17 protein-coding genes are annotated in these 17203 nt (G+C 70.2%); 8 read left to right on the top strand and 9 right to left on the bottom strand.

Features of this window, described 5'->3' with window-relative positions; all coding sequences use genetic code 11:
• Positions 1–4: 4 nt before the first annotated feature.
• Positions 5–799, top strand: coding sequence for a protein kinase (locus OHA30_RS13295; RefSeq protein WP_328914037.1), 795 nt, complete (start codon positions 5–7; stop codon positions 797–799).
• A gap of 28 nt (positions 800–827) precedes the next feature.
• On the opposite strand, the gene OHA30_RS13290 is transcribed toward OHA30_RS13295, so the two are convergent.
• From OHA30_RS13290 to OHA30_RS13265, 6 genes are all read right to left on the bottom strand, one after another.
• The gene (locus OHA30_RS13290) at positions 828–1475 is read right to left on the bottom strand and encodes a TetR/AcrR family transcriptional regulator (RefSeq protein ID WP_328914036.1); all 648 of its coding nucleotides are present in this window, start codon (positions 1473–1475) and stop codon (positions 828–830) included.
• 246 nt (positions 1476–1721) lie between these two features.
• Complete coding sequence (locus OHA30_RS13285) at positions 1722–3281, bottom strand: cellulase family glycosylhydrolase (protein WP_328914035.1); 1560 nt, start codon at positions 3279–3281, stop codon at positions 1722–1724.
• 686 nt (positions 3282–3967) lie between these two features.
• Positions 3968–4258, bottom strand: a complete 291-nt coding sequence (locus tag OHA30_RS13280) for a DUF397 domain-containing protein (RefSeq protein WP_328914034.1) — start codon at positions 4256–4258, stop codon at positions 3968–3970.
• Positions 4218–5120, bottom strand: coding sequence for a helix-turn-helix domain-containing protein (locus OHA30_RS13275; RefSeq protein WP_328914033.1), 903 nt, complete (start codon positions 5118–5120; stop codon positions 4218–4220). Before OHA30_RS13275 ends, OHA30_RS13280 begins: the two co-directional genes overlap by 41 nt.
• 96 nt (positions 5121–5216) lie before the next feature.
• A complete protein-coding gene (locus tag OHA30_RS13270) occupies positions 5217–5897 on the bottom strand; it encodes an HD domain-containing protein (protein WP_405785591.1) in 681 nt (226 codons plus the stop codon).
• Between the two features lie 220 nt (positions 5898–6117).
• Positions 6118–6801, bottom strand: a complete 684-nt coding sequence (locus tag OHA30_RS13265; protein ID WP_328914031.1) for a TetR/AcrR family transcriptional regulator — start codon at positions 6799–6801, stop codon at positions 6118–6120.
• Positions 6802–6922: 121 nt separating this feature from the next.
• Here OHA30_RS13265 and OHA30_RS13260 point away from each other — a divergent pair, with 121 nt between their 5' ends.
• Positions 6923–8053, top strand: a complete 1131-nt coding sequence (locus tag OHA30_RS13260) for an FAD-dependent oxidoreductase (RefSeq protein WP_328917852.1) — start codon at positions 6923–6925, stop codon at positions 8051–8053.
• Between the two features lie 60 nt (positions 8054–8113).
• Here OHA30_RS13260 and OHA30_RS13255 read toward each other — a convergent pair whose 3' ends face one another.
• Positions 8114–8752 (bottom strand): TMEM175 family protein, encoded by a 639-nt coding sequence (locus OHA30_RS13255; RefSeq protein WP_328914030.1) that lies wholly within the window; start codon positions 8750–8752, stop codon positions 8114–8116.
• A 442-nt stretch (positions 8753–9194) separates the two neighbouring features.
• Between OHA30_RS13255 and OHA30_RS13250 the strand changes: the two genes are divergently transcribed.
• The 4 genes from OHA30_RS13250 to OHA30_RS13235 all read left to right on the top strand — a co-directional run bounded on the left by OHA30_RS13250 (position 9195) and on the right by OHA30_RS13235 (position 11466).
• Complete coding sequence (locus OHA30_RS13250; RefSeq protein ID WP_328914029.1) at positions 9195–9629, top strand: NUDIX domain-containing protein; 435 nt, start codon at positions 9195–9197, stop codon at positions 9627–9629.
• A gap of 461 nt (positions 9630–10090) precedes the next feature.
• The gene (locus tag OHA30_RS13245; RefSeq protein WP_328914028.1) at positions 10091–10468 is read left to right on the top strand and encodes a DUF805 domain-containing protein; all 378 of its coding nucleotides are present in this window, start codon (positions 10091–10093) and stop codon (positions 10466–10468) included.
• A gap of 194 nt (positions 10469–10662) precedes the next feature.
• Positions 10663–11040: a DUF805 domain-containing protein gene (locus OHA30_RS13240; protein ID WP_328914027.1), complete on the top strand. Its 378-nt coding sequence runs from the start codon at positions 10663–10665 to the stop codon at positions 11038–11040.
• A gap of 48 nt (positions 11041–11088) precedes the next feature.
• Entirely contained in the window at positions 11089–11466 is a 378-nt protein-coding gene (locus OHA30_RS13235) for a DUF805 domain-containing protein (RefSeq protein ID WP_328914026.1), read from the top strand.
• Positions 11467–11558: 92 nt separating this feature from the next.
• On the opposite strand, the gene gdhA is transcribed toward OHA30_RS13235, so the two are convergent.
• Positions 11559–12938, bottom strand: coding sequence for an NADP-specific glutamate dehydrogenase (gene gdhA, locus OHA30_RS13230; RefSeq protein ID WP_328914025.1), 1380 nt, complete (start codon positions 12936–12938; stop codon positions 11559–11561).
• Positions 12939–13434: 496 nt separating this feature from the next.
• Here gdhA and OHA30_RS13225 point away from each other — a divergent pair, with 496 nt between their 5' ends.
• Positions 13435–14148 carry a copper homeostasis protein CutC gene (locus tag OHA30_RS13225; RefSeq protein ID WP_328914024.1) on the top strand — a complete coding sequence of 238 codons (714 nt, stop codon included), beginning with the start codon at positions 13435–13437 and terminating at the stop codon, positions 14146–14148.
• Between the two features lie 225 nt (positions 14149–14373).
• Here OHA30_RS13225 and OHA30_RS13220 read toward each other — a convergent pair whose 3' ends face one another.
• Entirely contained in the window at positions 14374–16548 is a 2175-nt protein-coding gene (locus OHA30_RS13220; protein ID WP_405785592.1) for a HelD family protein, read from the bottom strand.
• A 415-nt stretch (positions 16549–16963) separates the two neighbouring features.
• Here OHA30_RS13220 and OHA30_RS13215 point away from each other — a divergent pair, with 415 nt between their 5' ends.
• Positions 16964–17137 (top strand): hypothetical protein, encoded by a 174-nt coding sequence (locus OHA30_RS13215; protein WP_328914023.1) that lies wholly within the window; start codon positions 16964–16966, stop codon positions 17135–17137.
• Positions 17138–17203: the final 66 nt, after the last annotated feature.

Here is a 17203-nt window from a genome sequence, read left to right as displayed (position 1 = left end):
GTCAATGAACCCCGGACCTGAGCTTCGGGCGCTGATCCGTCCGCACGCGGGCGAGGTTTCCGAGATCCGCCCGACCACGTACGGGTACAGCTCGGACCTCACGGCCGTCATCGAGTGCGAGAAAGGGCCGTTCTTCGTCAAGGTGATGCGCAACCGCCCTGGCGGGTGGCGGGATTCGATTGTGCGGGAAAAGCTGATCAACCCCTTCGTACAGCCGATCTCGCCGGCCCTGCGGTGGGTTGCCGAGGACGAGGAGTGGATCGTCCTCGGGTTCGAGGCCGTCGAGGGGCGGGCGTCGGATTTCCGCCCCGATTCGGCCGACCTGCCGACCGTGGTCGAACTCATCAATGCCGTCGCCGAGTTGCCGTTTCCCTCCGTGGCGCGGGACTGGCCCGAGACGCGGTGGGACAGGTTCGCGGCCGACGCGGCAGAGACGGAACTCTTCCGGGGCGACGCCCTGCTGCACACGGACATCAACCCGGACAACGTACTGATCGGGGGCCGGAACGGCTGGATGGTGGACTGGTCGTGGCCCACGCGGGGAGCTGCGTTCATTGATCCCGCGTGTCTCGTCGTCCAGTTGATCTCCTCCGAGCACAGTGCGGAGGAGGCCGAGGGGTGGGCCGCGCGCTGCCTGGCGTGGAAGGAGGCGGATCCGCGGGCCATCGACGTGTTCGCCGCGGCCAACCTTCGGATGATGCGGCGGTTCGCGGAGCGCCGGCCCGACGAGGAATGGCGCGGCGCGATGGCGGCGGCCGCCCGCGCGTGGGTGGACCACCGCGGCGTCACGGTGGCCTGACCCCGAGCGCGGACAGGTCAGCGCCGGGTCAGCGCCGGGTACGCGCGTGGTACGCGAACAGCACCTCGGCCGCGGCCTGCCACTCCCGGACCAGATCGACGCTCTCCGGCGCCCGTAGCCACTGGATCTGGAGGCCGTCCATCATCGCCACGATGTGCCGGGCCAGCGCTTCGGGGCGATCCGTGAGCTCCTGGGCCAGCCCGGCGAACGAGGTGATCACCCGCTCCTGCCGCCGTACGAAGTAGTCGTGCGCGGGATGGCTCGGCGCGAGCGCCTCCGCCTCCAGCACGGTGAACAGCCGTACGATCTCCGGCTGTTCACCGTTGCGCCGCATAGTGGCCTCGCACAGCTCCCGCAGATCGACCCCGTCGGGACCGCCGGCGGACCACTCGTCCGGCAACTCCTCCTCGCCGACCCCGAGTTGCGCACGCAGTGAGCGCGCGTCCTCGACGTCCCGGTGCGCGAGCACCTCGATGAGCAGCCCCGCCTTCGAGCCGAAGTGCCGCAGTACGCCGGGCACGGTCAGCCCGCAGCGGTCGGCGACGTCCTGCATCGACAGTCCCCAGAAGCCGCGCTCCGCGATGAGCGCCGACGCCGCCGCCATGATCTGACGCCGACGCTCGGCGGCCGGCAGGCGTGCCCGGTCGCGCCGGAACGCGGGAGCCCCGTCAGCCATCTTCCCCAAGACCCTTTCCGTCCGGCCGCACCCCGCCCCGGTCCGGTCCGCCGCTCGCTCCGGCACACCACCCGTTCCAGTTCGCCGCCGTGATCACAGTACAAGGAGCGGACACCCGGCGACAGCGCGCTCACCTGCGCCCCGGGCAGCCCCCGGCCGCCCCCCCGGGCAGACCCCGGCAGCCGTGTGTGCCACCCGCCGCCGCGGGTGGCACACACGGTCAGGGCCGGGAACGCCCCGATCGGATCAGGAGTACACGCCCGAGAGCCGGTCCACGATGTTCGGCCAGCGCCAGGTCGCCGTCTGCCGGGTCAGCAGCCCGAACTGGTCGTCACCGAGCCCCGTGCTGTTGTTGTCCCACACGACCGTCTTCTGCCCGTACTGCTTGGCGTACGAGGCGAAGTGCGTCTCGTAGTTGGCCACTTGGTCGGAGTTGTCGCCGCCGTTCAAGGGCTTGACGGTGGCGCCGAACTCCGTCCACACGACCGGGATTCCCCTGCTGCTGAACAGCCGGTTGGCGTTGTTGATGTCGCCGTCCGGCAGGTAGTTCAGCGAGCCGTCCCAGGTCAGGTAGTTCGGGGCGGTGGTCGATGCGAAGGCCCACGGGTTGTAGCTGTGTACGGACACCGCGATGTGGCTGCCGGCGGGGACCACCAGATTGTTCGCGCCGGTCTGCGCGTTGGCGCCGTAGGGCACCACGAGCAGCCAGCGGGAGGCGTTGTTGCCGCCCGCCGCGCGGACGACGTTGACGAAGTCCTGGTTCAGCCGGTTGATCACGGGCCAGTTGTCCGCGGTGCCGCCGCCGTAACGGTTGCCCCCGTTCGCGTCCTGCGGCTCGTTCAGCGACTCGAAGAGCAGGTGCTCGTCGTAGCTGCTGAAGTAGCCCGCGACCTGCCGCCAGATGGCGGTGAACTCGGGTTCCACCTGCGGGAGTCGGGCCGAGCTGGGGATGAGCCAGCTGTCGCCGCCGCCGTCGTGGTGCACATTGATGTCGACGTACATGCCGTCGGCGATCGCCCAGTCGACCACCTGCCGCAGCCGCGCGAGGAACGCCGGGTCGATGGTGTAGTTCGGCGCCCCGCCGGTCAGGTGCGGGTACCACGTCACCGGAATCCGCAGGTAGTTGAACTTCGTCGCGACCCGGTCGATCATCGCCTTGGTCGTCGCCGGATTGCCCCAGCAGGTCTCGCAGGGGGTCGCGTCGAAGGAGTTGCCGAGGTTCCAACCGGCCTTGATCCGGCTCCAGATGTCGGAGTCACCGGGGTTACCGGGGTCGGTGGTGCCCGCGCCGTTCACCGTCCAGTGCTGGTTGGCCGAACCGGCGCAGTCCCAGATCTGGAGATAGGAGCTGTTCGCGCTGCCGTTGGCGTCCAGGCACTTGCCCGACTGCGGGTTGGTGAGATTGCCGCCCGCGCCCACCTGCCACTTCTGCGCGCCGGTGCCGTTGCAGTCGTAGATCTGCACCCGGGCGCCGTTGGCGGTCGACGCGGCGGTGACGTCGAGGCAACGGCCCGAGGCCGGGTTCACCACGGAGCCGTCGGAACGCTGCTGCCACTGCTGCGCGCCCGTTCCGTTGCAGTCGTAGAGCTGGACCGCCGTGCCGTTCGCGGTGCCGGCGGCCGTGACGTCGACACAACGGCCGCTCTGCTGGCCCACGATGGTGCCGGGTGTGGTCACCGCGGCCGAGGCGGAGCTCAGGCCCGTCCATGCCGAGGCCATCGTCATGACGCCGACCGCCGTCACGGCGGTGGCTCTGCGCCACGTGCGTGCCCGGTGCCGGCCGGGGCTCTCTCGTCGGAAATGCATGGTGCGTTTCCTCCAGGATTTCCAGGATGCGGTCGATGTGCCGCGTCACGCATCCGTCGGTGGGGGGTTGAGGTGGGGAACCCTGTCCGCCGGGTCCCGCTGTGCCCCGGCGGACAGAGGTGTCGCCGGCCGGCCGGTCACGGATGGCGTTGCTGACCGGTGCGGCCGTACTGCTCAGTCAAGTTACTAGCTAGCAGCTACTAACTTGACGGCACTGTAATGCGCCCTTGTTCGCGCCGACAAGGGACATGACACGTCGGATTTCCCGACCGGGAGACGGCGTACTTGGCCGTGACGGTGGGGGAGGAGGTCGGCAAGTCCGTTACGGGCTGGGCGACATGATCGGCCGGCAGCAACGCGTCGCGTGGGACGTCCAGTGACTCGTCGCCGTAGGCGAGCGCGGCGGCCCACTCCCGCGGGTCAGTGGTGAGCGCCGAGGCCCGCTGCCACAGGCCGTCGTTCGAGGGTAGGAACACGCTCGGCCACAGGGAGAGTGCGGGGTACGGCCCCAACCGCTGCCCGCCATGCCAGCGTACTCAGGGCGTCGCGCGGCGCTCGGGGGCTGTGTTGGGCGGGGACATGCTCCTCCTTGGTCCAGCAGGTCGCCGACTGGGGGTTGGGCGGGACAGGTTCCGCCTCGCCACGGGAGGGCGGTGTCGGCGACCTGCTGGAGGAGGCGAGGCTGGCTAGGGGGTGGGGAATTCGTTGGCTGCGGCGGCTTGGACGAAGGCGGTCCACGCGGCCGGGGTGAAGGTGAGGGCCGGGCCGTGGGGGTCCTTGCTGTCGCGGACCGGGATCACGTCGGGGAGGTTGTCGGCGACCTCCACGCAATCGCCGCCGTCGCCACCGCTGTACGTGCTCTTGCGCCAACTCGCCGTCGTGAGGCTGTCGCTGGCCTCGATGCAGTTGTCGCCGCTACCACCGCTGTAGCTGCTCTTACGCCAAGTGACCGCCGTCGGGCCGTACTTGAACTCCATGCTCGTACTCCTCGGCTACCGCTTCGATGAGGGTCAGAGAGTCGTCCGGCGACAAAGCCGTCGCTCCGAGGAGATCGTAAGTCAGCGAACTGCGCTTGACCGTTGCCGGATCGTCGACCAATGCACCAGTCTCCTGGCCCTGGAAGTACACGACGGGGGCGTCGTCCTCGGTCGTCATCAGCTTCATCGAACCGTCCAGTCCGGCGTTCGCACCCGCGCTGAACGGAAGCACCTGGAAGACGATCCGGTTCCGACGGATCATCGCCGCGATGTGGCGCAGTTGGCCGGCCATGACCGCCGCGCCCCCAATCTGGCAGCGGATGGCGGCTTCGCCCACTACCGCCCAGAAGAGCGGCTTGTGCGGGTCGTTGAAGATGACGGCACGGGACAGCCGGGCCGCCAACCGTTCCCTGACCAGGGCGTCGGCGAGCACCGGGTCGTATCCGCGAATGACGGCCAGCGCGTACGCCTCGGTTTGCAGCAAGCCCGGTACCAGGGACGGTTCCCATTCTCGAATGGTCAGGGCGAGGGCCTCGATCTCCACCACGTCGGCGAAGTGCTCCCGGTACTTGGACACGCGACCCGCGGCCAGGTTCCGGACGAAGAAGCCGTCCGTCTTGAGGATGCGGTCCAGCATCTCGGCGTTGTCGGGGCGGACGCGGCGTTCGCCGGTCTCGATCTTGGCGAGTTGCGAGGCGCCCATGAACAGCTTCTCGCCCAGTTCGGTGCGGCTGAGACCCGCCTGCTCGCGCTTGAAGCGCAACTCCGCGCCGTACAGCGCGCGCGGCGACTTCTCGGGCTCGATCCGCTTCGCGTTGCTGGGGGTCTTGGGGGGTTCGGCGTTGGGCTTGTTGTTGGCCATGGGGCTCTCCCGTACGTGCCATGGATGGGTGGGGTGTAGCGCGCCACAACCCACAGTAGCGCGCTAGTACCTCCACGTACGGGTGAATCTGGGGAGCTAGGCCTCCAGCAGGTCCAGCTCCGTGGCCATGTTGCGGCGGGCGACCGCCTCCCACTCGTCGTGGCCGTACGGGGTGCGGAACAGGCGGGGGAGTGCCAGAAGTTGACGCAGGATCGCGGCCCGCCCGGCGCGGAAGTCCTCGTCGGGGACGAAGCCGTACTCCTTGCGGACGGCCGCCGCGTATTCGGCGTAGTCCGTGGGGCTTCCGGCGAGTACGGCCAGGTCGGCGTCGCACAGGACGGTGCCGTTGCGGTCGCCGTCATCGGGGTCGTGGCTGACGGTGAGGCGTACGAGGCGGGCGACCTCGGCCGTACGGTCGGCGCCGATGCCGGCCTCGGGCAGGGCGCGTTCGGCGAGTTGGGCGCTGCGCTCCTCGTTCTCGCTGCGGTCGGGGCGGTAGACGGCGTCGTGGAACCAGGCCGCGAGCGCGACGGCGTCGGGGTCGACGGCGTACGCAGTCAGCTCAGTAGTTCTGCGCAGTACCGCTACGATGTGGTCCAGGCTGTGGTAGCGGCGCTGGGGTTCGGCCCAGCGGTCCAGCAGGTCCTGCCCGTAGGGGGCGGGGTCGGGCGCGGTGTGCGGCTCCTCCTGGCAGCGGCGGACCAGTTCGCACCAATGGGCGAGCAGAGCGTCGTAGCGGGGATGCGCGGCGGCGTTCGACATGGGCATGCGGATCATTCTTCCCGTGGGGAATGCGGGGCGCCCGGCGGGGTGGGGCATGGTTGCGCGGGGTCGGTGCCTAGGCGGCGAACGGGAGGTCGCCGCCAGGGCGCGAACGTGCGGACGGGAGTGCGGCGCCAGGACGCGAACGTGCGGCTCGGTACGGATTCGTACGGCCCCGGGGCTGAGCGAGCGCGTTCCCGCCCGGCCCGCGGCCGTCGCGGTGCGCGGGTAGCGGCTAACGGACGGTTTCGATGCCGGCCAGGATGAGGTCGATCCCGGCGAGGAACTGCTCGCGGTCGTCGTGCGCGGGCAGCTGTGCCGCCACCTGGTGCACGAACGGGTACCGCGCGGGATCGAGCTGTTTCCACCGCGCGGCGGCCGCGTCGAGGAAAGCCACGCGATCGGTCCCGTGCGCGTGCAGGCGGGCGTTCGCGGCGTTCTGACCGGCGACGCCGAGGGTGTAGCTCACGAGTGCGGACGCGGCGTCGAGCTGCACCCGTTCGGGAACGCCGAGCGCCTGGAGCCGGCTGCCGATGCCTTCGAAGATCTGCGGCATCGCGGCCAGCCACGGCGCTCGGGAGAGCTGGGTGCCCACCCAGAGGTGGGCGTCGATCGCGTCGAAGACGCCCAGGGTGATGGCCCGGATCGCTTCCCGCGGTTCCGCGTCACCGGCTCCGTCCGTGACGACGCGGGCGATGACGTCGTTGGTGGCCGCCGCGAGCAGGTCGTCCTTGTTGGCGACGTGCCAGTAGATCGCCCCGCTCCCTGTCGCCAGGCGCGCCGCGAGCGCGCGGAAGGTCAGGGCGCTCTCGCCGCCGGTGTCGAGGATCTCGATCGCGGCCTCGACAATGCGCTCCTTCGAGAGCGCGTCCGTACGCCGCTCGGTCCGCTGTGCCCCGGTCTGTGCCCTCGTCGCCATGGGGACAAGTTTGACATGAGTGGAACGTTGTTCCAACATCGAGGAATGGAACGAGGTTCCAATCATGCTCGGGCGCTCACGCCCTGACATTCATGTTCCGGAAGGAGTCACGATGACCACGATGACCACGCCCGTCACGATCGTCGGCGCGGGCCTGGGCGGCCTCACCCTCGCGCGCGTCCTCCGCGTCCACGGCATCCCCGCGACGGTCTACGAGGCCGACCCCTCGGCCGGGGCCCGTACGCAGGGCGGCCAGCTCGACATCCACGAGGACGACGGGCAGCGCGCGCTCGCGGAGGCCGGCCTCACCGACGAGTTCCGCGCGATCATTCATGAGGGCGCCGAGGCGATGCGCCTGCTCGACCCGAACGGCGTGGTGCTGCTCGACGTCCCCGACGGCACCACGGCGGCGCGTCCCGAGGTGCTCCGCGGCGACCTGCGCCGGATTCTGCTCGACTCCCTGCCCGACGGGACGGTCCAGTGGGGGCGCAAGGTCACCGGGGTCCGGCCCCTCGGCGACGGCCGGCACGAGGTGGCCTTCGCCGACGGCTCGGCCGTGACCAGCGCTCTCCTCGTCGGCGCCGACGGCGCCTGGTCGAAGGTCAGGCCGCTGCTCTCGGACGCCCGGCCCGAATACATCGGCACGACGTTCATCGAGACGTACCTGTACGACGTCGACGAGCGGCACCGCGCGACAGCCGAGGCGGTCGGCAAGGGCGCCATGGCCGCGCTCACTCCGGGCAAGGGGATCGTCGCGCACCGAGAGGCGGGTGGCGTCCTCCACACCTATGTCGAGCTGAACCGTTCCGCCGAGTGGATCGCCGCCATCGACTTCGCCGACGCCGCCGCGGCGAGCGCCCGGATCGCGGCCGAGTTCGACGGGTGGGCGCCGCACCTCGTCGCGCTGATCACCGATGGCGAGGTCGCTCCTGTCGCGCGCATGATCCACACCCTTCCGGACGGACACCGGTGGGCCCGTATACCCGGGGTGACGCTCCTCGGTGACGCCGCGCACCTGATGCCGCCGTCCGGCGACGGGGCGAACCTGGCGATGTTCGACGGCGCGGAGCTGGGCAAGGCGATTGCCGCGCAGCCTGACGACGTCGAGGCGGCACTCGCCGCGTACGAGGAGGCGCTGTTCTCGCGCACCGAGGGCTTTTACGCGGACGCGCGCGAAATGCTGGACCTCTGCCTGGGGGCGCGGGCGCCGTTCGGGTTCGTCGATTTCTTGACGGGGGGTTCGCAGGGGTAGCGGGGGGCGGGCGTGGGCCGCGGCGGCGTCGGCCGGGGTCGGGCTTCGCGGCCTAGGTGGTCAGCGCGTGTCCTGCTCGGCGTCCTGGCCGGCGCGGGAGCGTTCGTGTCTGCCGAGGACGAACTTGAGGGGGACCAGCGCCAGCCAGGTCCAGAGCGCGGCGGTGGGGGAGAAGAAGGCGATCGGCACGGTGACGCCGAAGACGAGGATCGTCGAGCCCAGGTCCATGACGAAATTCCGGTTGAAGTGCGGCGGGACCGGGCGGGCCATCTCCGGGTGGCGCCGGATCGAGAAGAACACCGCCAGTTGGAGTACGTCGATGACGATGACCGTGCACGCGTAGACGACGACGGCCAGGGGCTGCGAGGCGTACTCGGACAGCATCGTGGTGGGGAAGGGCAACAGCGCGATGACGCCCAGCCCGGCGAGGGTGAGCCATACGGTCACCGTGTCCATCCACTGCGCCAGCCGGAGGATACGGCGGTGGTCGCGCCAGAATCCGGCGAGGATCGTGAAACTGAGCGCATAGGACGCGATCTTGGGCAGCAGGTCGTGCAGCATCTGCCGGAAGCCGGCCGGGTCCAGGTCGGGGGTCACACGGATGTCCAGCACGAGCAGGGTCATCGCGATGGCGAAGATGCCGTCGGACAGGGCGCTCAGCCGGTGCAGGTTCTTCTCGTCCACGCTGCGGTCGATCACGCGCCCCAGCCTGCGGCCCGCCCACCCGACCCCCCGCCATTACGCCTCCCGGCGGCACGCCGCCCCACCCCGGCGTAACTACCGTGTCGGCTCAGGCGGGGGGTTGGGCTGAGGAGTGGCGGGTGACGGGGTATCCGACCTCGAACTCGTCGGCGGACATACGTGTGTCGTTGACCTCGACCACGGTCTCGTCCTGGCGGGCCCTCACCCCACCGGCCCCCAGGGCGATCTCCCGGCTGCAACGTGCGGCCTGACGCCCGGTAGTCCTCGGAGCTGCTGTCCGGGGGCTACGGCTCACACCGGAACACCGTTCTCCATGTAGACCGTCTCTCCTCGCTCCTGAGTCAACTGCGTTACACACCAAGCAACCCGAGTTGGCTCGACACCGTGAACAGCACCGTGTCGGCCGCATGATCCTCAACCTCCTCACTACGGTGTCGGGATGCATTCCGACACCACCGGCCACGAGCCGGGCACCGCCCGCGGGGCCGTCGCGATCATCACCGACCGCCGCGGCGAAGTCCTGATGCACCTGCGCGACGACCGCCCGGACATCGCCTGGCCCGCCCACTGGAGTCTCCTCGGAGGCGGGGCGGACGGCGAGGAGACCCCGACCGAGGCGATCGTCCGCGAGCTCGACGAGGAAGCGGGACTTTCGGCGGATGAGCTGGAGGAGCTCTTCGTCGTACGCGATGTCCACGGCTCCGGGCAACTGATCACCTTCTTCGCTGCCGCCTGGGACGGCGACGAGACGACGCTGCCTCTCGCGGAGGGCGTCAAGCTCCAGTTCTTCACCCTCGAACACCTGTCCCTCCTCACGATTCCGCCGTTCATCCGGGACGGCATCCACCGTCATCTGGCCGCCCGGCCCTCCTGAAACGTCCCGCCTTCCGGACGAGGCGGGTGGGACCCGGCGGCTCCACCGAAAGGAACACCCGCCCGTGAGGCTCACCGTCATCGGCTGCGGCTACCTCGGTACCACCCACGCCGCCTGCATGTTCGGCGGCGGCTGCCTGTCCAAGGACATTCGCGGCTTCATGGCCCGAGCCGATGAGCTCGGAGCCGACCGGCGGCACCCTCCACTCCGGCACCTGGCGCGAAGCCGGTTGGACCTTTCGAGCGCTGGGCCGGCCGGCGGAGTACGACGCCTGACGGCGAACCGAGAAGGGCGTGGCGTTTCATGACCGTGGCCGCAGCCTTCGGGGGAGCGCGCTACACAGCTGCCGGGGCTTCGCGAAGTTTTGACTCGTGCACGTCAGCGCCCCTACTGTTTGTCGGCCTGGCCGGTGATCAGCACGAGTTGATCATCGAATCGATCCGGTTCTGGGGGGACACACAGTGCAGTGGTACATCGACGTGCTCAAGAAGTATGCCGTCTTCAGTGGGAGAGCGCGGCGCAAGGAGTACTGGATGTTCTTCTTGTTCAACATCATCGCTGTTGTGGTGCTGGCCATTGTCGGGGCTGTCGCTGACACCATGATCCCGTACTTCATCTACGTGGTCGCGGTCATTGTGCCGTCCTTGGCCGTGACTATGCGGCGTCTGCACGACACGGGCAAGTCCGGATGGTTCATTCTGCTCGGCTTCATTCCGCTGGTCGGCGGCATCATCGTCCTGGTCTTCGTGTGCACCGAGGGTGACAGGGGTCAGAACAAGTACGGGCCGGACCCCAAGCTGGGAGACGTCCCCCCGTACGCGCCGCTGCCCCAGTACTGATCCGTCCGCCGGTATGGACACCGGCCGACGGCAGTGGGCGGTCACCCCGGCGGGGTGGCCGCCCATTTCGCGTCAGATGAGGCCCTGCGCCGGCACTTTGACTCGTGCACGTCAGCGCCCCTACTGTTTGGCGGCCCGGTCGGTGATCGGCGCGGGCTGATCATCTGATCGATCCGGTCCTGGGGGGACACAGCATGCGGTGGTACATCGAGGCGTTCAAGAAGTACGCCGTCTTCAACGGGCGAGCTTGCCGCAAGGAGTACTGGATGTTCTCCTTGTTCGACCTGATCGCTATTGTGGCGCTGGTCATTGTCGGACTTGTGATTCACACCTTGATTCCGTGCTACGTCTACACCATCGCAACCACCGTGCCGACCTTCGCCGTGACCGTGCGGCGTCTGCACGACACGAGTAGGTCCGCATGGTTCGCGCTGCTCGGCTTCATTCCGATGATCGGCGGCATCATCATCCTGATCCTCGCGTGTATCAAGGGCGACAGGGGTCAGAACAAGTACGGGCCGGACCCCAAGCAGGGAGACAACTCCCTGTACGCGCCGCTGCCCCAGTACTGATCCGCTCGCCGGTACGGACTCCGCCCACTTCGCGTCAAGGGACACAGCATGCGGTGGTACATCGAGGCGTTCAAGAAGTACGCCGTCTTCAACGGGCGAGCCCGGCGCAAGGAGTTCTGGATGTTCGCCTTGGTCGAGATCGTCGCCATCGCGGCGCTGCGCATTGTCGAAACCACGGCGGGCACCTCGATCCCGTACGTGGTCTACGGCGTCGCGACCTTCATGCCGGCCGTGGCCGTCGCCGTACGGCGCCTGCACGGCGTCGGTAAGTCCGGGTGGTCCTTGCTGCTCGGCTTCATTCCGGTGGTCGGCGGCATCATCGTGCTGGTCTTCCTGTGCACCGAGGGCGAGAGAGGTCAGAACCAGCACGGGCTTGACCCCAAGCTGACAGAAAGATTTCCGTACGCGCCGCTGCCCCAGGGCTGACGCACCCGCCGGCGCGGACCCCGGCCGACGACCGACGACCGACGGCAGACGACAGTGGGCGGCCACCCAGGGAGGGTGGCCGCCACTTCGCGTCAGATCAGGCCCTGCGCCAGCATCGCGTCGGCGACCAGCTCGAAGCCGGCGATGTTCGCGCCGACCACGTAGTTGCCGGGGCTGCCGTAGTGCTCCGCCGTCGTGAAGCACGAGTCGTGGATGTGCCGCATGATCTCCGCGAGCCGCTCCTCCGTGTGGGCGAAGGTCCAGGAGTCGCGGGACGCGTTCTGCTGCATCTCCAGGGCGCTGGTCGCCACACCGCCCGCGTTCGCGGCCTTGCCGGGCGCGAAGGCGACACCGGCCTCCTGGAAGACGCGGACGGCCTCCGGGGTGGTGGGCATGTTCGCGCCCTCGGCGACCGCCTTGACGCCGTTGCGCACCAGGGCGAGCGCGTCGGGCTCCTCCAGCTCGTTCTGCGTGGCGCAGGGGAGAGCGACGTCACACGGCACGTTCCACACACCGGTGCCGGAGACGAAGCGGACGTGCGAGCCGCGCCGCTCCGCGTAGTCCGAGACGCGGCCGCGCCCGGCCTCCTTGACCTCCTTGAGGAGGGCGACGTCGATGCCCTTGTCGTCGACGACGTAGCCGTCGGAGTCCGAGCAGGTCACCACGGTCGCGCCGAGCTGCTGGGCCTTCTCGATCGCGTAGATGGCGACGTTGCCGGAGCCGGAGACGACGACCCGCTGGCCCTCAAGGCTCTCGCCGCGGCTGCGCAGCATCTCGGCGGTGAAGAGCACACAGCCGTAGCCGGTCGCCTCGGTACGCGCCTGGGCGCCGCCCCAGCCGAGGCCCTTGCCGGTCAGGACGCCGGACTCGAAGCGGTTGGTGATCCGCTTGTACTGGCCGAAGAGGTAGCCGATCTCCCGGCCACCGACGCCGATGTCGCCGGCCGGTACGTCGGTGTACTCGCCCAGGTGGCGGTGGAGTTCCGTCATGAAGGACTGACAGAAGCGCATGATCTCCGCGTCGGAGCGGCCCTTGGGGTCGAAGTCGCTGCCGCCCTTGCCGCCGCCGATGGGCATACCGGTGAGCGCGTTCTTGAAGATCTGCTCGAAGCCGAGGAACTTCACGATGCCGAGGTTGACCGACGGGTGGAAGCGCAGACCGCCCTTGTACGGGCCCAGCGAGCTGCTGAACTCGACCCGGAAACCGCGGTTGACGTGGATGTCGCCGGAGTCGTCCGACCACGGGACCCGGAAGATCAGCTGACGCTCGGGCTCGCAGACGCGCTCGATGATCCGGGCGTCCACGAACTCGGGGCGCCGGGTCAGCACCGGGCCGAGGGTTTCGAGGACTTCCCGTACCGCCTGGTGGAACTCCTTCTCGCCCTGGTTGCGGCGGAGGACCTCCGCGTACAGCGGCTCGATGACGCGGTGCCCGGCTTCAGTGAGAGCCGTGGTCTGGGGGGTGGCCGGCATCTGATCAAGACCTTCCGTGGTGGGATCCGCTCAAAGGCGCTCCCTCCCGGGTAACGCCCAATGGTCCCCCTCGCCATTGAGGGCGTCCTGACTACTGTGCGGGATCGCGGGAGTGACGTACAAGACCGTCTCGACGTGGTAAGTGTCGCAGCGCGGGCTCAAGAAGCTCAACAACGTCCCACATGGCGGCCCTGGTCATCGGCCGAAGGGGGTTCGGAACCGCAGCGGGGGCATGGGCGGGCGGCTCGTATACGACCTGGGTCCGCGGTTTGTATACGGACCGGGCGCGGGGCGGGTTACGGGCCGGTAAGCGGCGGTGACGGGCGCGCGCGGCGGGTCCACGGGCCGTTCCGGCGCCCCCGAGGCCCGTCCGGGACCCCTGCGAAGCCCCTGCGAGGCCCTCAAAGGCCGTCCCGGGTGGGAAAAATCGGACGCCGTGGTGACAGAGGGGGGTTGCCTCTCGCGTGGGAGTAACGCATGTGGCACCCTTGCTCATATGTCTAGACCAATCTTCGAGGTGATCGCCCTCGGCGCGGATGACGCCGTTGCGGCCCAGGACGGTGGCGCCGACCGCCTCGAACTGGTCACCAATATGGACGCGGACGGGCTCACTCCGACGCGGGCCACCTTCGGGGCGATCCGGGACGCCGTCGAGATCCCGCTGCGGGTCATGCTGCGGCTGTCCGACGGCTTCAGCGCGGGTGACGCCCGCGAGCTCGACGCGCTGTGCGAGGCCGCGCAAGGACTGCGGGCGGAAGGCGCCGAGGAGTTCGTGCTCGGCTTCCTCGATCCGCGGGGGCGGGCCGACCTGGACGCGGTGTACGCGCTGGTGGACGTGCTCGACGGCTGCCGGTGGACCTTCCACCGCGCGATGGACCGTGCCGCCGACCGGGACGCGCTGCGGCTCCAGCTCGACGGGCTGCCCGGCCTCGACACGTATCTCACCGCGGGCTCGGCGCAAGGCGTCGAGGCGGGGCTCTCCGTGCTGTGCGCCGAGGCCGCGCGCGAGGGCGAACCGGGTTACGGGCCGCGGCTGCTGGTCGGCGGCGGGCTGCTGCTCGACCACGTACCGGTGCTGCGCGCGGCCGGGCTCGACGCCTTCCACGTCGGCGGCGCGGTACGGGCCGGGGGCTGGGCCGGACCGGTCGACGTCCACGCGGTCCGCACGTGGCGCGAGGTCCTGGACGCGCCGGTGGCCGTAGCGAACTGAGCGGCCGCCGGTTCCGTACGGTGACGCGGGTCGGCCGATTCGCGTCCATGGAGGCGAACTCCTGCGGAATCGGGCGCGCTTCGCGTCCAAGGACGCGAGCTTGCGCCGGAACTCCGCGTCCATGGCGGCGAGTCCGTACGGGGGTCGGGCCCGCCGCTTTCGCGTCCATGGCGGCGAGCCCGCGCTTCGTCTCCATGGACGCGAAGTCCCGTGCGGTCTCCGGCCCTACCCCGCCAGCGCCTCCGGCAACGGCTCCGCGTGCAGCACCGCCAGGCCGGACACCGCGCGGGTCAGGGCGACGTACAGGCGGCGAAGGCCCGTACGCGGGTCCGGTTCGCCCGCGACGATCGCCGCCGGGTCGTCCAGCACCACGTAGTCGTATTCGAGGCCCTTCGCGAGCGAGGCCGGGACGAGGGTGAGCCGGGCCGTCGCCGAGGTCTCCTCGCCCGGGCGCAGGTACGGCAGTCCGGCCGCCGTGAGGGCCGCGTCCAGCGCCGGGATACGGTCGTCGGCCGCGATCAGCCCGATCGACCCCTCGTACGCCAGCGCGTCCCGGCAGCCCGCGACCACCGCCGCGTCAAGCTCCTCGCGGGCCACCTCCGTGACGGACAGCGCGCCCGCGGACTCGCGTACGGACGTGGCCGGGGCGAGCCCGGGGGCGATCGTCGGCAAGAGGCGCGAGGCGTAGGCGATGACCTCCAGGGGGACGCGAAAACCCCTGGTCAGCTCCTCGATCCGGGAGTCCGGCTTGCCCAGGTGGGTCAGCGCCTCGGCCCAGGAGGACGTCGCCCAAGGCGTCGTACCCTGCGCGAGATCGCCCAGGATCGTCGCCGAACCCGTCGAACAGCGGCGCCCCGCCGCCCGGTACTGCATCGGCGACAGGTCCTGCGCCTCGTCCAGGACGACATGCCCGAGCGAGGCCGTGCGCTGCACCAGGTCGTACGCCTCGTCGATCAGCACCGCGTCCGCCGCCGACCACCGCACCGAGCGCAGCGAGCGGGCCGGCGCGGTCCACAGGATCGTCCGCTGCTCCTCCGCCGACAGCAGCCCGTCCGCCGACTCGGCCAGGAACTCCGGGTCGGACAGCAGCCGCAGCACGAGCTTCGCCGGGTCGACCGGCGGCCAGCACTCCTTGACGGCCGCCTTCACCGCGGGGTTACGGGCCACCGCGTCCTGGACACGGTCGTCGGGCGCCTCTCCGGAGCGTTCCATCTGGACGAGCACGGCGTGCGCGATCCGCTGCGGAAGGGCGTCGCGCGCGGCGCCGTAACGGATGTCGCGCGCGGCCATCTCCCGTACCAGCTCCTCCAGTTCGTACGCGGGGACCCGCCAGCGCCGGGAGCCGCGCACCACCATGACCGGCTCGGTGGGCATCCGGATGCCGGACCGTACGGCCCTGCGCAGCACCTCGGCCATCCGCGCGTCGCCTTTGATACGAGCCGTGTCCGCGTGGTCGGCGCCGCGGACCTCGACATGGGCGACCAGGTCGTCCACGGTGGCCTGCTTGACCTGCAACTCGCCGAGCGCGGGCAGCACTTGCTCGATGTAGCGCAGGAAGGACGCGTTCGGGCCGATCACCAGGGTGCCGGTGCGGGCCAGCCGCTCGCGGTGCGCGTACAGCAGATACGCGACCCGGTGCAGGCCGACGGCGGTCTTCCCGGTGCCGGGCGCGCCCTGGACGCAGACCGTGCCGCCGACGCCCGCGCGGACGATCTCGTCCTGCTCGGGCTGGATGGTGGCGACGATGTCGCGCATCGGGCCGACGCGGGGGCGTTCGATCTCGGCCTGGAGCAGCCGGCTCGAACCCGCGGACTCGGCCGGGTCGGACAGGTGCTCGTCCTCGTACGCGGTCAACTCGCCGCCGGTGTAACCGAATCGGCGGCGCAGCCCGACGTCCATCGGCTCGGTGCGCGAGGCTCGGTAGAAAGGCTGCGAGACGGGGGCGCGCCAGTCGATGACCATGGGGTCGCCGTCGGCGTCGTGGACGTGCCTGCGGCCGATGTAGAAGCTCTCGCTGTCGCGGTGCTTGCCGTCGCCCGGGCCGCTTTGCGCCGCGTCCGGTGAGGGGTCCTCGACGAGTTCGCTGCCAGGGGTGTGCAGGTAGTCGAGGCGGCCGAAGAAGAGCGGGGTGTCGGCGAGGTCGGCGAGGGCCTTGATCCGGACGTCGATCTCGGCGGCGAGGATCTTGGCGTTGACCCAGTTGCCGGTGACGTCGGAGATGTCGAGCGATTCGACGTCGTGGCGCATGGCGCGCAGGGCGGCGCGGGAGGAGGCGAGGTGGGCGCGTTCGCGCTGGAGCGGGTCGTGCGGGTTCTGCGCGGCTTGCGGGTCGTGCGGGCGTGGCGGGTGCTGCGGGTCCTCTTCGTGGGGGGCCTGCTGGTGCGGGACGTGCGAGGGCACGGCTTTGCCTCCGGCTGATACGTGGGCGCGTACGCGAGGTCGCGAGGTGGTGTCACGAAGGCCGGCCGGTTTCCGTCCGGGCGGCGGCACTCCCGTCCGGGAGGCGGCAAGACCGGCGATCATACGCGGCGGGATGCGGAGGCGCGAACGGTTTTCCGGTGGCGGGGGTCCGGGCGGGGCCGGTGGGGCCCCTGGGCGGGGCTCGGGCGGCGGCGGGGCCTCGCGGCGCCGGCCCGCCGCCGGGCGCCGGGGCTGTGGGCTTCCGGGCACCGGGCGCGAGGCCCGGGTCGGGGCGCCTCGGGGTGACCCCGAGGCCGGGGTCGGGGTCGGGGATCAGCCTCGGGGCGGACTCGGGGAGCGGGAATTACATCCCTGGTCCGATGTCAACGGAATGTCCGCTTCGTACGTTGGAGACATGACCGCCACGACCATTCCCCCAGCCCCCGCCGCCCATGGCGGCACGGCGCTCGGCGCCAACCCCGACCACCCCCGCCACCGGCTCGGCAACGCCCTGCGCGCCGTCCGTGTCTTCGCCGCCACCGCCGTCGAGGTCGTCATACTCGGCAGCGGCGGCACCCGGCGCTACTGAGTACCCGGCTCGCGCCCTCTGAGTACGCCGTTCGCTTTCTGAGTACGTGAACGCATTCTCCGGGCG

It is taken from the genome of Streptomyces sp. NBC_00223, from assembly GCF_036199905.1.
In the GTDB taxonomy this organism is placed as follows: domain Bacteria; phylum Actinomycetota; class Actinomycetes; order Streptomycetales; family Streptomycetaceae; genus Actinacidiphila.
Note: the sequence above shows the minus strand (reverse complement) of the source record. Positions and strands in the feature narration are given on the sequence as shown.

Bases quoted from the DNA above. Each gene is read 5' to 3' on its own strand.
- OHA30_RS13295 (WP_328914037.1), top strand. From the start codon at position 5: ATGAACCCCGGACCTGAGCTTCGGGCGCTGATCCGTCCGCACGCGGGC.
- OHA30_RS13290 (WP_328914036.1), bottom strand. From the start codon at position 1,475: ATGGCTGACGGGGCTCCCGCGTTCCGGCGCGACCGGGCACGCCTGCCG.
- OHA30_RS13285 (WP_328914035.1), bottom strand. From the start codon at position 3,281: ATGCATTTCCGACGAGAGAGCCCCGGCCGGCACCGGGCACGCACGTGG.
- OHA30_RS13280 (WP_328914034.1), bottom strand. From the start codon at position 4,258: ATGGAGTTCAAGTACGGCCCGACGGCGGTCACTTGGCGTAAGAGCAGC.
- OHA30_RS13275 (WP_328914033.1), bottom strand. From the start codon at position 5,120: ATGGCCAACAACAAGCCCAACGCCGAACCCCCCAAGACCCCCAGCAAC.
- OHA30_RS13270 (WP_405785591.1), bottom strand. From the start codon at position 5,897: ATGATCCGCATGCCCATGTCGAACGCCGCCGCGCATCCCCGCTACGAC.
- OHA30_RS13265 (WP_328914031.1), bottom strand. From the start codon at position 6,801: ATGGCGACGAGGGCACAGACCGGGGCACAGCGGACCGAGCGGCGTACG.
- OHA30_RS13260 (WP_328917852.1), top strand. From the start codon at position 6,923: ATGACCACGCCCGTCACGATCGTCGGCGCGGGCCTGGGCGGCCTCACC.
- OHA30_RS13250 (WP_328914029.1), top strand. From the start codon at position 9,195: ATGCATTCCGACACCACCGGCCACGAGCCGGGCACCGCCCGCGGGGCC.
- OHA30_RS13240 (WP_328914027.1), top strand. From the start codon at position 10,663: ATGCGGTGGTACATCGAGGCGTTCAAGAAGTACGCCGTCTTCAACGGG.
- OHA30_RS13235 (WP_328914026.1), top strand. From the start codon at position 11,089: ATGCGGTGGTACATCGAGGCGTTCAAGAAGTACGCCGTCTTCAACGGG.
- gdhA (WP_328914025.1), bottom strand. From the start codon at position 12,938: ATGCCGGCCACCCCCCAGACCACGGCTCTCACTGAAGCCGGGCACCGC.
- OHA30_RS13225 (WP_328914024.1), top strand. From the start codon at position 13,435: ATGTCTAGACCAATCTTCGAGGTGATCGCCCTCGGCGCGGATGACGCC.
- OHA30_RS13215 (WP_328914023.1), top strand. From the start codon at position 16,964: ATGACCGCCACGACCATTCCCCCAGCCCCCGCCGCCCATGGCGGCACG.